The organism is Micromonospora violae (assembly GCF_004217135.1).
In the GTDB taxonomy this organism is placed as follows: Bacteria; Actinomycetota; Actinomycetes; order Mycobacteriales; family Micromonosporaceae; genus Micromonospora; species Micromonospora violae.
On sequence record NZ_SHKK01000001.1, the window covers coordinates 5,172,476 to 5,185,421 of the forward strand.

A 12,946-nucleotide genomic window follows, 5' to 3' on the forward strand; every position below is an offset into this window, starting at 1 on the left:
CGGCAACTCCAATGTTCGAGTATCATCGAACCAACGACACCGACCATAGGGTGTTGTTCGAATATTGTCGAACAAGGGTTACACTGCTCACATGGAGCCGCACGAGCCCGACCTGACCGCCGTACCGGTCACCAGCGTGTTGGCCGCACTCGCCGACGACGTGCGGCTACAGATCGTCCGGGCGCTCGCCGAGGGCGGCGAGGCCGCCTGCGGCAGCTTCGACTTCGGCGTCTCCAAGGCGACCCGCAGTCACCACCTCAAGGTGCTGCGCGAGGCGGGCCTGACCCGCACCCGGGCCGCCGGCACCAGCCGACTGGTCCGGCTGCGCCGCGACGAGCTGGACAAGCTCTACCCCGGCCTGCTGGACGCGGTCCTCGGCACCCGCACGTCGGCCTGACGCTCCCGCTTCGGCCCTCCCGCTGCGTCGCCGCCGGCACCGCTGCGGGGCAGGTAGGACCTGCCAACCGCGCACGCTTTAGAGCTGAATCGTTTACGACATCAGCGCCGAGTTGGGCTTCGCTGCGCGGCGGGGGCGACCCCTGACCGGGCGCGTCGCCGGGGCCGCCTCGTCGCGGCCCCGGCGACGCAGTACGGGTGCGGTCAAACAACGATCGAGGTGCTCTCGGCCATCGACGCCGCCGGCGCGGACTGAACGTCGCGGCGACGTGCGAGCAGCGTGTCGAGCGCCCAAGAACCCGGGCCGAGGGCCGCGATCAGCAGGAATGACCAGCAGAAGAGCGCCGACAGCTCACCACCGTTGCGCAACGGCAGCAAATGATCGGGCTGGTGCACGACGAAGTAGGCGTACGCCATCGAGCCGGATGCGAGAAGAGCGGCGGGTCGGGTGAAGAGCCCAGCCAGCACCAGTGCGCCGCAGACCAGCTGGATCAGGGCGGCCCACCAGCCCGGCCAGGTGCCGACCGGCACCGCTTGGCCGGTCATCGGGTTGCCGCCGAACAACCCGAACACCGAGGTCAAGCCATGCAACGCGAACAGCAGACCGATCACGATGCGGAACAGGGACAGGATCGGCCCGCCGAGCCGAGAGACGTTCATCGGTACCTCCATCGAAGGAAACGGATCTCTTCAATGTGAGGCATGAAAGTATCGACGCTTATAAATTCCTTGTTAGTGGGAAAGTCCCCGGTCGGAATGTACCGGCGTCCAGGGCCCGCGTCGAGCGCTCGCAGCCTCGCCAGCGGGCCGACCGAGGTCCCTGAGCTGCGAAAAGAGAAAGATTCGAGCCGCGCCGACCGCCGTGGGCGCGCTCCCACACTGTGGGTGCAGCCCGCTACGCCACCTCCGCCACAGGACCGGCCCAAGCCCTTCATCCATCCACCCGAGGAACCCGGCGTTCGGCATCTTCGACGCGGTATCACCTTGCCGACTGTGGCGACTTTTCGGGGCAGCGGCGAGACGGCAGTGTCCGATAGTGTCCGGCCCAATACAGGGAGCGAGAGTGTCTCGCCTACCAGCCGGGGAGGCCATGTGGCGAGCATTGAGGAAGTCAAGGCCGCGCTCGCCCAGGCCGCCGAGCAGGGCAACAGCACTCAGCAGCAGATCCGCGCGGCCATCGAGGCGACCGAACAGACGCTGGCCCGGCTACGCGCGGTCGCCGCTGGCACCGGCCACCCGACCATCGCCGAGGCCATCGCGCGTGGCGAGCAGAGCAAACAGCGTCTCGTCGAGGCGATGACCCTGCTCCAGGGCAGTTCCCAAGCCGCTCGCAGCTACATGAACGTGCTCGGCTGATCTCCGCCAGAACAGCGCAAGTGGGGAGGGCGAGGTTTTGAGTCAGCAGAGGTCCCAGCTAATGACGGCTGGCCACCTGGGTGCCCTGTTGTCGCCCCTGGCGGAAGCAGTGACCGTCGGCCGCATCACCTGGGCCACGAGAAACCACGTCACACGGGAGGGCTTGGTCCGGGTGCACACCTCGATCCCCGCGCTCGCCCCATGCCGACTCCGAGTACTCATCAACGAGCTGAAGCCCAGCGAGCCAGCACTCCAGTACCTCGCCGGTGACGGTCGGCTGGCGTTCTCGGCTCGCCGATTGTGCATCAACACGCCACACCGCCCGTTTGCCGGCACCCACAAGCACCGGGTCGAGCCCGGTGGGGGCGAGGAGGCCGCTTACGAGCCTGACGACATCCCATTCGTTCCGCTGCAACCACGGGTGCCTCCTGGGACCTACCGTGCGATCCTGGAAGCGTTCGCTGCGGAATGCTTCATCACGTTCGGCACCGACTTCGGCTGGTCAGAACCGTGAGGGGGATGATCGTGGACGCTACGACCGTGATCGGCGCGGTCCTGCGGGCCGCCAATGACAACACTGTCGCGCATCCGTACGGCGATGGTCTGCTTGTTGATCTGCCGTTGACCTACGGCGACGGCGACGGCGTGCGCGTGCTGGTCGAGCCGATGGGCAGCGGATTCCGGGTCAGCGATCGCGCGACGGCGGCCACTCTGCTGGCGATGGCCGGCGTTAACCTCTTCGCCGGTCGCGCAGCAGAGGCGTTCGCAGAAATCACCCGCGGTGCTGGGCTCAACGGGGTCAATGCCGTCCCGGGTGAGCTTGCCACCTTCGGCACGGCCGATGACCTGGGCCGCCTGATTCTTGCCGTCGCCCAGGCATCCCTGCGGGCCGATCAGCTTCGGTGGCTCGCACCCCGACAGGCGGGCATGAGGTTCGTCGATCGGGTTGCCGATCGAGTGACCGTCTGGGCCGGTCGCACTCGCCACCTCCAACGGGATGCGCCGATCCCGCTCGGATCCGGTCGTACCCGCTCGGTGACGGTGCGAGTGACCAACGATGGCAAGGCGGCATACGTTCAGGCGCTCAGCTTGCGAGACCCGGACCAGGCGGCCGAGCACTGCTACCACGTCTTCGGTCTCTCGACGATCGCCAAGGAGCGCCGGATCGCCGCCTTGGCCGGCTCGAAGCGGGACTGGCCAGCGGCAATCGTGACGGAGCTTCAGACCGTAAGCGATGTCGAGTTCTTCGACGACCCCCTGAGCTTGGAGCGACAACTCGACAAGGTGGTGCCCCCACCGCAGCCTGCACTGCGGGCGTAGCTGGTCGTCAACTCTCTGACGAAGCCACAGTGGGTTGTTCTGTCGGTGGTATTCCTCAGTTCCGCGAAGCGAGTTGGGCTGCCTCCGCGAGGAGCGCCTCCAACTCGGCGTCAGCAAGAGCCTCGTCAGTGAAGACCTTCTGGACCGTCGCCGCCTGGATCCGTCCGATCATCTCCTGACTGATCGAATAGTCAAGCGAGGGGTCGATGGTCGAGAGGATCAATGACTCGGCGTCGTCAGCTCGGATCTCAGGGCCACCGTCATACTGGGCGCGTAGGTCTGCGACAAATTTGATAACGCCGGGCCGGTCTGCGGTTTCGCCGAATCGTCGGTCGACCGCGACGAAGAACAGAGCGGCAAGGAACCTAGGGAAGCCGTCCCAGCCAGCCGCGTCGAGCCTCGCCTCGACAGCGACGCTGGCCGCGTAGTCGCCTCGAACCATGGTCCGGACGTACTCCGGCATGTCTGGATTGATCATCTTCAAGCCGCTTTCCTCAGGCGTCGAGCCTGCTCCTGGCCCGCTACGCCAGCAGGTAACTGCGGGTTGTTCAGGGGCTGACTGAGGGTACGGACTTCGGTAGGGTCGGCGGCGTTCGCAACGCCGAAGGGATCGCTCATGCCTCGCGTCATCATCCCGGTGGGCTTCAGCCTCGGTCCGCAGCACCGGTACGTGCGCCCCGCCGATCCGACGCCTGAGTCGTGGGAAGTCCATCTCGGCAGCGACATGCTCGAACTCAGCGAAGACGAGGTCGGCGTCTACGGTGCCGCGTTCCTCGACGTGGAAGGGCACTCCAAGCTCCGCGTCGACCGCGCGGCCCTGGTCCAGACGCTGCTGAACGCACCGACGCCGCAGGTAGAGGCCGAGCGCCTGGTCGACAGCCTGATCGGCCGGGGTCTGCTGCTGGAGTTCGACCCGGAGGGTCCGCTGGAGGAGCTGTTCCGGCGTTACCGCCTGTTCCCCACCGCCGAGGGCATGGGCACCACGTCCGAGGAACCTCACTTCCACCGGATGGGTCACCACAACCGCCCACTGGTCGCCGTCCAGAACGACACATATGTGATGTGGGCGTTCTCGTTCGTGCACCCCAATCTCTGGGATGCCTGTTCCTACTTCGCCAGGGCGGATGACGAGGAGTTGAACGAGGGCGAGGCTCCGATCGGCCTCAGCGCCGAAAGCGTTGCGCGGGAGGTGGCGATGAATCTGCCGATGATGATCGCTACTCAGTGCGCGTTCCTGGACCCAGTCGCAGTGCTGTGAGCTACCGGCGTCGCGGCTACCGCAACGGCTCTCGCCGGCAGGACGGCTACCTTCGTAGCCTGCGCTATGAGGCTCCGAAGGAGGGCCTCGGCAAACTCATCGAAAAGCTCAGCGAGTGGGGCGGTGCTGCGGTCGGCCTCGCGGCGGCGACGGCCGTCGCCAAGCAAGGGGTAGCAGTGCCCCCAACCGTCCTGGCCGGCTCCGGGCTGGTGCTGGGAGCAGCATCAGGCGCGATGGCCAAAGCAGCGGTAACCGCAGCCTTCGACACCATCAAGGAACGTCGCCGTGCAAGTCTGGCAGACAACGGCGGGAGTGTTAGCGTCGGCGGTTTGGCCATGGAAATCGAACAGATCATCGCCCTTACCGAGCGCAACCACGACGCGTTGCGTGGAGTGGTAGACCGAATCGGTAACAACCACGCCTGGTTGATGACGGTGCTCGCGGGAGCGAGCCCGACGGTCTTGCAGCAGGTCAACGGACAACTGACGGGTGCACGCAGGGCTGTGGAGGAAGCTTGCACCCTGTTGCGGCTGTCAAAGGACAACCTGCGCGGTTATCTTCGCACCATCTGACGTGATCTTCCGCGGTGCGTCTGGGCTCCCCCTCGACGTGGGTGCCCTGCCCTCGTGGTTTCACAAGCATCCGGTTGAGCAGGATGCCAGGTTAGTAACCAGCGGCCCGAACGGGCTGGTTGCGGCACTGACTTGGCGCACCCACCACGCCAGCCAGGAGGTCGCGCCGGACCCGCCCGGAGGCAACACACCTACCGTTGGCCGTCGGCTCGATCCCGTACGAAGACGCCGCGACCCTGATGCCCCTCGACCAGGCCCTCGGCGCGAAGCGTCAGCATGGCCGAGCGGATGACCTGGGTAGAAACCCCGTAGTGGGCGCACAGTTCGGAAATGGACGGCAGCTTGTCGCCAGGCTTCAGGTCGCCCGACTTGATCCGATCGCGGATCTCGGTGGCTATGCGCTCGTAGAACGGCGTGACTGACATGGTGGTACTCCCTCGTCGGCACCACCATCTGACCACTCTTCGCTTATGACATCAAGTTCTTGGTGTTCCAAGGGTTGCACTAGTGACACTAGGCATCATATGTTGATGCCGAGACGGCCCTCGTCGGCAAAACAAGGGGCGACTCACCCCCGGGTACGCCCGGTTCGCCGGGGCGGCACCCCCCTGTGCTGCCCCGGCACCCCCGTAACCCCACGAGAGGAGTCGACCCGTGACCGTGTCGGACACGGCGATGGAAGTGCCGGCGGCGAGCGCGATCTGGTCCGTGGAGCAGGTGACGGCCGAGCTGCGCGAGACGTACCTCGCCGTCGCCGCCGCCGCTGTGCTGCTGGAACGGACCGGGGCGGGTTGCGCCCACCCGGCGATCCGGCTGGCGCGCCGCAGCGGCGAGGACGCGCTCGACCTGGCCGGTGATGCCGAACGGCAACTCAGCGACGGCGTTCACCTGCTCCGCGCTGACGCCGGCCACCAGGATCGGGCCACCATCGGCGCTCTGGTCGAGGTACTGGACACCGTCCGGGACCAGTTGGCTGGCGCAAGCGCCCGAATCGGTGCGCTCCCGGCCCGGATCACCACCGCCGGGCAGCAGCTGATCGGCCCCGACCAGCACGACCGGCCCAGCCACCCGGCGACCGAGACGGCGGCCGGGCAGTGGCACCAGGCCGCCGACCAACTCGGGCTGATGACCGAGAGCCTGTCCGCGGCGGTCGCCGCGCTCACGTCGTACACCGGCGGGTTGTCCGGCGCGGAAGCCGCGACCGCCTGAAGCCTGCCCGCGGACCTCCGTGGGAAGGAAAGGGCCCGGGGTGGGTGCCGGGCTCCGGCCGGTACGTCACGCGCGGTCGTGTCGGCCGACCCCGCCCGCCCCGGTGCCGCCCAGCCTCAGCATCGAACGGAAGGCGGTTCAGCAGTGCTCTACCTGACCAGGCGGCGCCTGCTCCCCCAGCACGTCCGCGCTGCCACCTTCGGCGTCCGCCGGTGGCGCGGCCTCGACCCCACCCAGGTGTACGGCTACCTCGCCCTTGTCGCCGACGAACTGGAACGGCTCACCCGCGATCTCACCACCGCCAACACCGAGGGTGAACGCATCCGGCAGGCCCTGCGGCAGTGGCAGTCGCGGCACACCGACTGTCGGCACACCTCGACGGCACCGAACAGCCGGTGGTCCCGGTGACCGAACCGCACTGGATCATCCACCTGCCGACCACCCTGCGGCGGGTCGACGACGCGGCGGCGCTGGCCATGGCGCTGCGCCACTCCCTCGGCCACGTGCTCGCCATCGACTTCGGCGAGACGACGCTGAGCGAGGAGGATCGCCAGTTCCTGCGTACCCGGGTCTGGTGCGACGCCCGGCTCGACGGGACCGGCCGCTGCGGACGCCCGGTCGACCACGACGGACAGTGCCTGGCACCGTGACACGGCCTCGGCGGGTCGATTGCGGGACCGGTCGGCCCCGTGTAGACATGCTCGGATGAGCCCGGTGAGCCGTCGTCGCAAACGCGCCACGTCCAGTCGATCCGGCCAGCGGGTCCTGCGGCTGGCCGAGCCTGTCAACCCGGAACCGTGCGACTGCCCGGCGTGCTCGGATGCGGACTTCGACCCGCAGGATCTCATCGACACCCTGGTCGCCGGGGCCGCTGACCTCCTCAAGACGGACGATCCCATTGAGGCGGAGCTGTTCGCCGCATCGTTCGTGGCCGCCGGGGACCTCGCCGGTGACGGGTTCGCCGAGGCGCTCGACGCCGGCATCGTTCCGGCCGTGGCCGAGATCGCCACCCCGGAATCCCTCGCGGTGCTGCTCGCGCTCGACGCCGTACATGCCAGCTCGGTCGCCGCCGACGCCGCCCGGCGTCTGCTGAGCGCGGGCGTGCCAGCCCCGAGCTGGGCCGACGAGGTGCGCGAACCACTCCAGGTCGGTCAATGTCGACGGTTCGCTGACCCGGCGGGCAGCGCCGCGATGCTTGTCTGCACCTTCGACCGGGCCGGACGGTCGTACGGGTTCGTCATCCACATCGACCATCTCGACTGTGATGCTGCGGCGAACCTGGTGCTGTTTCCCGCCGAGGTCCTGGACGAGGTCGTCAGCACCCTTGCGGAGAACAGCCGCCGCGCGGGCGTGACAGTCACGGAGGAGTCGCTGGACCCTGCCGAACTTCGCTGGCAGGTCGAACGTGCCCTCGACGCCCGCGCGGACCACGACCGCGAGGTCGACCCCGCCGAGTTGGCCGACGAGTTCGAGGACGAGGACGAGGAGGGGCCGGGTTACCACCTGCTGGCCGTACTCCTGCGGGCCTGGATCCGAGCGCTGCCCGAGCCGACCCGGCCAGCCGCCCGGCACCACGACGGCCCGGCCGCGAAGCTGCCGGCGAAACGGAGGAAGTCCGCGCCGCCTGCGCCGGTCTACCAGATCAAGGTTGGCCTTCGCGGGGCGAAGCCGCCGATCTGGCGACGCCTGGAACTGCCCGCCGACACCAGCCTGGCCGCCCTACACGACATCATCCAGGTGGCATTCGGCTGGAACGACTCCCACCTGCACGTCTTTGAGACCGCGTACGGCGACTTCGGGGTCGCCGACCGGGAACTGGGCTATCGCGCCGAAGCCCCGGTGACGCTGGAACAGGTCGCTTCCGGCGTCGGTGACCGGTTCAGCTACACGTACGACTTCGGCGACGGCTGGGAACACGAGATCGTCGTGGAGAAGGTGCTGCCTCGCCAGGCCATCGCGTACCCCCGATGCACCGGCGGGCGGCGGGCGGCCCCGCCGGATGACTGCGGCGGCGTCTGGGGTTACGCCGAACTTGTCGAGGTGTTGGGTGATCCCAGCCACCCCGAACACGGCGACCGGCTGGACTGGCTCGGACTCGCCTCCGCCGCAGACTTCCAGCCCGCCCGGTTCGACGCCGCCGAGATCACCCAAGCCCTAACCGAAGCGAACCACCGGTGACCGGGGCAACTGTTAACTCTGAGTTTGTAGTTCGCGTCGAGGGTGGTCGGCAGGTGCGGACGAGATCAGCGAGTTGAACCACCAGACGGCGTTGCGTGATCCGGCGAGCGATGTCGCAAACGATTCAGCTCTAAAGGCGCACCAGGAAAGGTTCCCCGCCAGTTCGCGTGTCCGCGCGGGGAGAGCCGGCGAAGCCGAGGCCGGGCGACGCTGTGCTGTGCACGTGGGCGAGGATCAACGGATGATCTCCCGCGACAGGGCAGCACTGCGACGCATCACCGCGACCGTCGCGATGACTCTCGTGCTTGGCGGCTGCACTCGTGACCATCAAGGGCAGTCCGGAGACCCGAGCCAGCCGCCCCCCGGGTCGAGGGCGGAAGCAGGCCCGTCCGCCAGCACCGAGCCGCCGCCCGAGTGCCCGGCCACCGGCGTTCGGATCCGGTCGACCGGCGGAGACGCGGCCATGGGCCTCCGCGCCCTCGGCCTCGAGCTGGTCAACTGCGGCGACCGGCCCTACCAGCTCAACGGGTACCCGGTGCTGCACGTGTTCGACGAAGAGCGCGAGCCGGTCCTGCTGCGGGTGGTCAACGGCGCCAAGGAGATCACCTCGGGCTTCGACCAACCGCCCCGGGAGGTCACCCTCGCCCCCGGGGAGCGGGCCACCGCCGTGGTGCTCTGGCGCAACCTGGTCACCGACTCGACAGTGGTGGCCACCAACGGCGAGTTCCTGACCGTGGCACCGGCCGCCGGGCAGCCAACCGAGGAGGTCGACCCGGACGGGCCGATCGACCTCGGCAACACCGGCCGGATCGGCGTCAGCGCCTGGAAGAAGGCCGACCCGGCCACGCCGGTGCCGTCGCGGCCGGCCCCGCCGCCTACGACGTGATGTCCTTGCGGGTGAAGCGCCAGAACGCCAACCCCCAGAACAGCGTCGCGTAGCTGATCGCCGAGATGCAGCCACGCACCACATCGTCGGTCTGCACCGGGGTCGAGAGCAATCCCAGCCAGGCCGTGCTGAAGTGGGTGGGCAGGAAGTCGCGCAGCGCGCCCAGGGCGGTGATCTGGTCCAGGATGCTGGACAGGATCCAGAGCAGAACCGCGCCGCCCACCGCGCCCAGCGCGGCGTCCGTGACCACCGACAGCAGGAACGCCAGACCGGCCACCACCAGCAGGACGACCGCCAGGTAGCCCAGCACGGCCAACAACCGGAGCAGCCCCTCGGTGGGTTCCAACTCGGCGGCGACCGTGCTGCGCAGCGGCGACCAGCCGTAACGCAGGGTGCCGGCCAGCAGCGCGGTGCCGGCCAACAGAAGCAGGGCCAGTCCCGAGTACGCGAGCGCGACCACCAGCTTCACCGTCAACAACCGCGCCCGAGGCACCGGGATCGCCAACAGATACCGCAGGCTGCCCCAGCTCGCCTCGCTGGCCACCGTGTCGCCGCAGAACAGCGCGACGACCACCACCAGCAGGAACGACGCCGACACGAATATCGAGAACAGGGTGAAGTTGAGCCCGCCGGAGGTGGCCAGGTCGACGAGGCTGGCGAACTCGTTGTTGCCGTTGTCGTCGTCGCCACCGGAGTTGAACTGGAAGGCGATCAGGATGATCAGCGGCAGCAACACCATGAACCCGAGCGCCAACTGGGTCCGCCGCCGGGACGCCTGCCGACGGAACTCCGCCGCGAACGGCAGGGTGGCCGACGGCCGGTAGCCACGGGCCTCACCCGCGTCAGAAACAACCATCACCGGTCACCGCTTCCCCGAGAGTTCTCGCCCACCAGGGCGAGGAACGCGTCCTCCAGGCGGCGCCGAGGCACCACCCGGTCCACCCCGATGCCGGCGCGCACCAGCTCCGCCACCACCTCACTGCGGGCCGTGCCGTTGGTGTCGACGACCAGTTGACCGTCGCTCTCCGGCAACACGCGGACCCCGTGCAGCCGGTCCAGCACCGCCCGCGCCGCCACCGGGTCGGTGACGTCGAAGAGCACGCTCGGCGACTCCCCCACGATCTCCTCCACCGGCCCGGACGCCACGATCCGACCCTTGTTCACCACCACCGCGTGCGTGCACGTCTGCTCCACCTCGGCCAGCAGGTGGCTGGAGACCAGCACCGCCCGGCCGTCCGTGGCGTACCGCTGGAGCACCCGGCGCATTTCGGCGATCTGCGGCGGGTCGAGCCCGTCGGTCGGCTCGTCCAGCACCAGCAGTTCGGGGAGGCCGAGCATGGCCTGGGCGATGGCGAGACGCTGGCGCATCCCGTGGCTGTAGTTCTTGATCCTCCGGTGCACGGAGTCACCCAGCCCGGCGATCTCCAACGCCGCGTCGAACTGGGCGTCCTCCCACGGCCGCCCGGTGGCCCGCCAGTACGCCTTCAGGTTGTCCAGACCCGACAGGTGCGGCAGGAAGCCCGGCCCCTCGACGAGCGCCCCGATCCGGGACAGCACCGGCGAGCCGGGCACCAGGCGACGACCGAAGACGTAGATCTCCCCGGCGGTCGGCTGGGTTAGCCCCATCAGCACCCGCAGGGTGGTGGTCTTACCGGCACCGTTCGGCCCGAGCAGACCCACGACCTGACCGGGGTGCACCTCGAAGTCCACGTTCGACACGGCGACGAAGCCGTCCGCGTACTCCTTGCGCAGTGCGCGCACGGCCAACGGGGTGTCCGCGTACTCCGGATGCACCGACCGGTCCTGGCGGCGGTGCCGGCGTCGGACCAGGGCGACGACCACGACGAGCCCGATCACGATGGCGGCGAGCAGGCCGGCGAGCACCCAGCGCCAGATCGTCGCCGCGGTGGGGATCGGCTCACCGTTGACCGTGGGCAGGCTGACCGCGCCGTCCACGGCCACGGTGTAGACGGTCGGCGCGGCGGGCGTGGTGTACGCCTGGTCGGAGGTGGCCACCACCAGCCGGAGCCGGTGCCCGGCCTCCACCCGGCGGACGATCCCGGGCAGCGTCACGGTGACCGGGCGGGCGTCCTGCACCTGCTGTGGCAGGCCGGTGAGCCGGATCGGGGCGACCAGTCCGTTCGGCAGGGTGGCGGCGCCCTCCGGGTCGACGTCGTAGAGCTTGACGAAGAGCACCGCCTCACCGGTCGGCGACGCGGCCCGCAGGGTGACGGTGGGCGCACCTGCCACGTCGACCGCCTCGGTCAGCGGGGTCGACTCGAACCGGGCGTGCTGGCCGGGCACGTCGCCGGCCACCCCGTCCAGCAGCGAGGCCAGCCCACCCGCGAACGGGATCGACGAGATGGCGGCCGGGTTGCCGTTCGGCGGGTTCGCGATCGGCTGCGCCGGACCGGTGACCGGCACCTCCCGGCGGCTGTTGCCGGCCAGGCCCGGGTAGTCGGCGCGGCGGAAGCCGGTGGCGACGAGACCCCGGTCGAGCGCGTCGAAGCCGGCGATCCGCGACCAGGTGAAGTCGTCGCCGGGCGCGTCCCCCTCGCCCTTGACGTAATGGTCGAGCCACTGGACGGTCAGGAACTTCACCCGGTCGGAGTCCGAGCGGGGTCCACTGCCCCCGTCGTGTCCGCCGGTGAACCAGGCGACGCGTACCGGGGTGCCGGTGGCGGCGATGCCGCGGGCGTTCGCGTCCGCCTCGCCGAGCGGGAAGAGCGTGTCCGCCTCGCCCTGCACCAGCAGGGTGGGGGCCTTGATCCGGTCCAGCACACCCGCCGGGCTGGACCGGCGCAGCAGGTCCACGGCCGCCTGGTCGGCGCGGCCGGTGGTGGCGATCCGGAGGTACGCGGCGCACACGTCGGCGGCGAACCGACCGCAGGACGGGTCGGCGGCACCGGCCGGGACGCCACCGGAGCCGGTGCCGGGGCCGGCACCCGGCCCCGGGCTGGGCGGACCGGCCGACGCCGGCGCGCCCTGCGGCTGGGCCGCCGTCGTGCCGGAGAGCCCGGCCGGGCCGGAGCCCACGTTGCCGCCCCCGCCGAAGAAGAGGCCGGCCCACCCCTTCTTGAACACGCCCTCGGTCGGTGCCGCGCCGGTGCTCTCCGGCAGGAACGCCCGGGACAGGTCGTTCCAGGTGATCATGGGCACGATCGCGTCGACCCGACGGTCCTGGGCGGCCAGCAGCAACGCCAACCCACCGCCGTACGAGCCGCCGACCACACCGACCGTCGGATCACCGGCGGCGTCGGTGCGCACCTCCGGTCGCACGGCCAGCCAGTCCAGCAACCGCTCAGCGTCGCGTACCTCGTAGTCCGGGTTGTCCAGGTGGATCTCGCCACCGCTGCGGCCGAAACCCCGCGCGGTCCAGGTGAGCACCGCGTAGCCGCGCCCGGCGAACTCCTCCGCGTCGGAGCGCACCGACTCCTTCGTGCCACCGAACCCGTGCGCCAGCAGCACCGCCGGCACCTTCCGCGCGGCGGAGGCGTCGTCCGGCAGGTAGAGGGTGGTGTCCAGGTTCACCGGCTCATCCCCGGAAGGTCCGGAGCGGACGGTGAGCATCGCGCTCTCGGTGCGTACGCCCGGCCCCTGTGGCCACACCGCCCAGGTCACGGCGACGGCCAACAGCACGACGGCCAGCGCGGCGGCGATCGTTCGGCGGCGGGTGGGCAGGGCACGCCGGAACCACGCGGCCGGCGACGGCGATGTCATGCGGCACACGGTACGGCCCGGCGGCTGAGCGTTGGCTGAGATCCGCCGTAC

Annotated in this window: 16 protein-coding genes; 11 read left to right on the forward strand and 5 right to left on the reverse strand. The window is 69.5% G+C overall.

Going from position 1 to position 12,946, the window contains the following annotated elements; genetic code table 11:
• The first annotated feature begins 91 nt into the window (after positions 1–91).
• On the forward strand, positions 92–397 hold the full coding sequence (locus EV382_RS23170) for an ArsR/SmtB family transcription factor (protein WP_130405112.1): 306 nt from the start codon (positions 92–94) through the stop codon (positions 395–397).
• 203 nt (positions 398–600) lie between these two features.
• Here EV382_RS23170 and EV382_RS23175 read toward each other — a convergent pair whose 3' ends face one another.
• The gene (locus EV382_RS23175; RefSeq protein WP_130405114.1) at positions 601–1,056 is read right to left on the reverse strand and encodes a DoxX family protein; all 456 of its coding nucleotides are present in this window, start codon (positions 1,054–1,056) and stop codon (positions 601–603) included.
• A gap of 432 nt (positions 1,057–1,488) precedes the next feature.
• Here EV382_RS23175 and EV382_RS23180 point away from each other — a divergent pair, with 432 nt between their 5' ends.
• From EV382_RS23180 to EV382_RS23190, 3 genes are all read left to right on the forward strand, one after another.
• Entirely contained in the window at positions 1,489–1,752 is a 264-nt protein-coding gene (locus tag EV382_RS23180; protein WP_130405116.1) for a hypothetical protein, read from the forward strand.
• Positions 1,753–1,813: 61 nt separating this feature from the next.
• Positions 1,814–2,266, forward strand: coding sequence for a hypothetical protein (locus tag EV382_RS23185; protein ID WP_130405118.1), 453 nt, complete (start codon positions 1,814–1,816; stop codon positions 2,264–2,266).
• 5 nt (positions 2,267–2,271) lie between these two features.
• Positions 2,272–3,072, forward strand: coding sequence for a hypothetical protein (locus tag EV382_RS23190; RefSeq protein WP_130405120.1), 801 nt, complete (start codon positions 2,272–2,274; stop codon positions 3,070–3,072).
• 55 nt (positions 3,073–3,127) lie between these two features.
• Here the strand turns inward: EV382_RS23190 and EV382_RS23195 are convergent, their stop codons facing one another.
• A complete protein-coding gene (locus tag EV382_RS23195; protein ID WP_130409118.1) occupies positions 3,128–3,550 on the reverse strand; it encodes a hypothetical protein in 423 nt (140 codons plus the stop codon).
• A gap of 138 nt (positions 3,551–3,688) precedes the next feature.
• Here EV382_RS23195 and EV382_RS23200 point away from each other — a divergent pair, with 138 nt between their 5' ends.
• Both EV382_RS23200 and EV382_RS33575 read left to right on the forward strand, forming a co-directional pair.
• Positions 3,689–4,330 (forward strand): hypothetical protein, encoded by a 642-nt coding sequence (locus EV382_RS23200; protein ID WP_130405122.1) that lies wholly within the window; start codon positions 3,689–3,691, stop codon positions 4,328–4,330.
• A complete protein-coding gene (locus tag EV382_RS33575) occupies positions 4,327–4,902 on the forward strand; it encodes a hypothetical protein (protein ID WP_244236793.1) in 576 nt (191 codons plus the stop codon). The genes EV382_RS23200 and EV382_RS33575 overlap by 4 nt, the downstream gene beginning before the upstream one ends.
• A 191-nt stretch (positions 4,903–5,093) precedes the next feature.
• Here the strand turns inward: EV382_RS33575 and EV382_RS23210 are convergent, their stop codons facing one another.
• Positions 5,094–5,327 carry a winged helix-turn-helix domain-containing protein gene (locus EV382_RS23210; protein ID WP_130405124.1) on the reverse strand — a complete coding sequence of 78 codons (234 nt, stop codon included), beginning with the start codon at positions 5,325–5,327 and terminating at the stop codon, positions 5,094–5,096.
• Positions 5,328–5,556: 229 nt separating this feature from the next.
• Here EV382_RS23210 and EV382_RS23215 point away from each other — a divergent pair, with 229 nt between their 5' ends.
• The 5 genes from EV382_RS23215 to EV382_RS23235 all read left to right on the forward strand — a co-directional run bounded on the left by EV382_RS23215 (position 5,557) and on the right by EV382_RS23235 (position 9,175).
• Positions 5,557–6,111 carry a hypothetical protein gene (locus tag EV382_RS23215; RefSeq protein ID WP_130405126.1) on the forward strand — a complete coding sequence of 185 codons (555 nt, stop codon included), beginning with the start codon at positions 5,557–5,559 and terminating at the stop codon, positions 6,109–6,111.
• Positions 6,112–6,255: 144 nt separating this feature from the next.
• On the forward strand, positions 6,256–6,519 hold the full coding sequence (locus EV382_RS23220) for a DivIVA domain-containing protein (RefSeq protein WP_130405128.1): 264 nt from the start codon (positions 6,256–6,258) through the stop codon (positions 6,517–6,519).
• A complete protein-coding gene (locus tag EV382_RS23225; RefSeq protein ID WP_208758480.1) occupies positions 6,507–6,761 on the forward strand; it encodes a hypothetical protein in 255 nt (84 codons plus the stop codon). Before EV382_RS23220 ends, EV382_RS23225 begins: the two co-directional genes overlap by 13 nt.
• A 55-nt stretch (positions 6,762–6,816) precedes the next feature.
• Complete coding sequence (locus tag EV382_RS23230) at positions 6,817–8,289, forward strand: plasmid pRiA4b ORF-3 family protein (RefSeq protein WP_130405132.1); 1,473 nt, start codon at positions 6,817–6,819, stop codon at positions 8,287–8,289.
• 292 nt (positions 8,290–8,581) lie between these two features.
• Positions 8,582–9,175: a DUF4232 domain-containing protein gene (locus tag EV382_RS23235; RefSeq protein ID WP_279636539.1), complete on the forward strand. Its 594-nt coding sequence runs from the start codon at positions 8,582–8,584 to the stop codon at positions 9,173–9,175.
• On the opposite strand, the gene EV382_RS23240 is transcribed toward EV382_RS23235, so the two are convergent.
• Both EV382_RS23240 and EV382_RS23245 read right to left on the reverse strand, forming a co-directional pair.
• Complete coding sequence (locus EV382_RS23240; protein ID WP_130405136.1) at positions 9,165–10,031, reverse strand: ABC transporter permease; 867 nt, start codon at positions 10,029–10,031, stop codon at positions 9,165–9,167. The two genes, EV382_RS23235 and EV382_RS23240, sit on opposite strands and share 11 nt — an antisense overlap.
• Entirely contained in the window at positions 10,031–12,895 is a 2,865-nt protein-coding gene (locus EV382_RS23245; RefSeq protein ID WP_130405138.1) for an alpha/beta fold hydrolase, read from the reverse strand. The genes EV382_RS23240 and EV382_RS23245 overlap by 1 nt, the downstream gene beginning before the upstream one ends.
• Positions 12,896–12,946 lie beyond the last annotated feature (51 nt).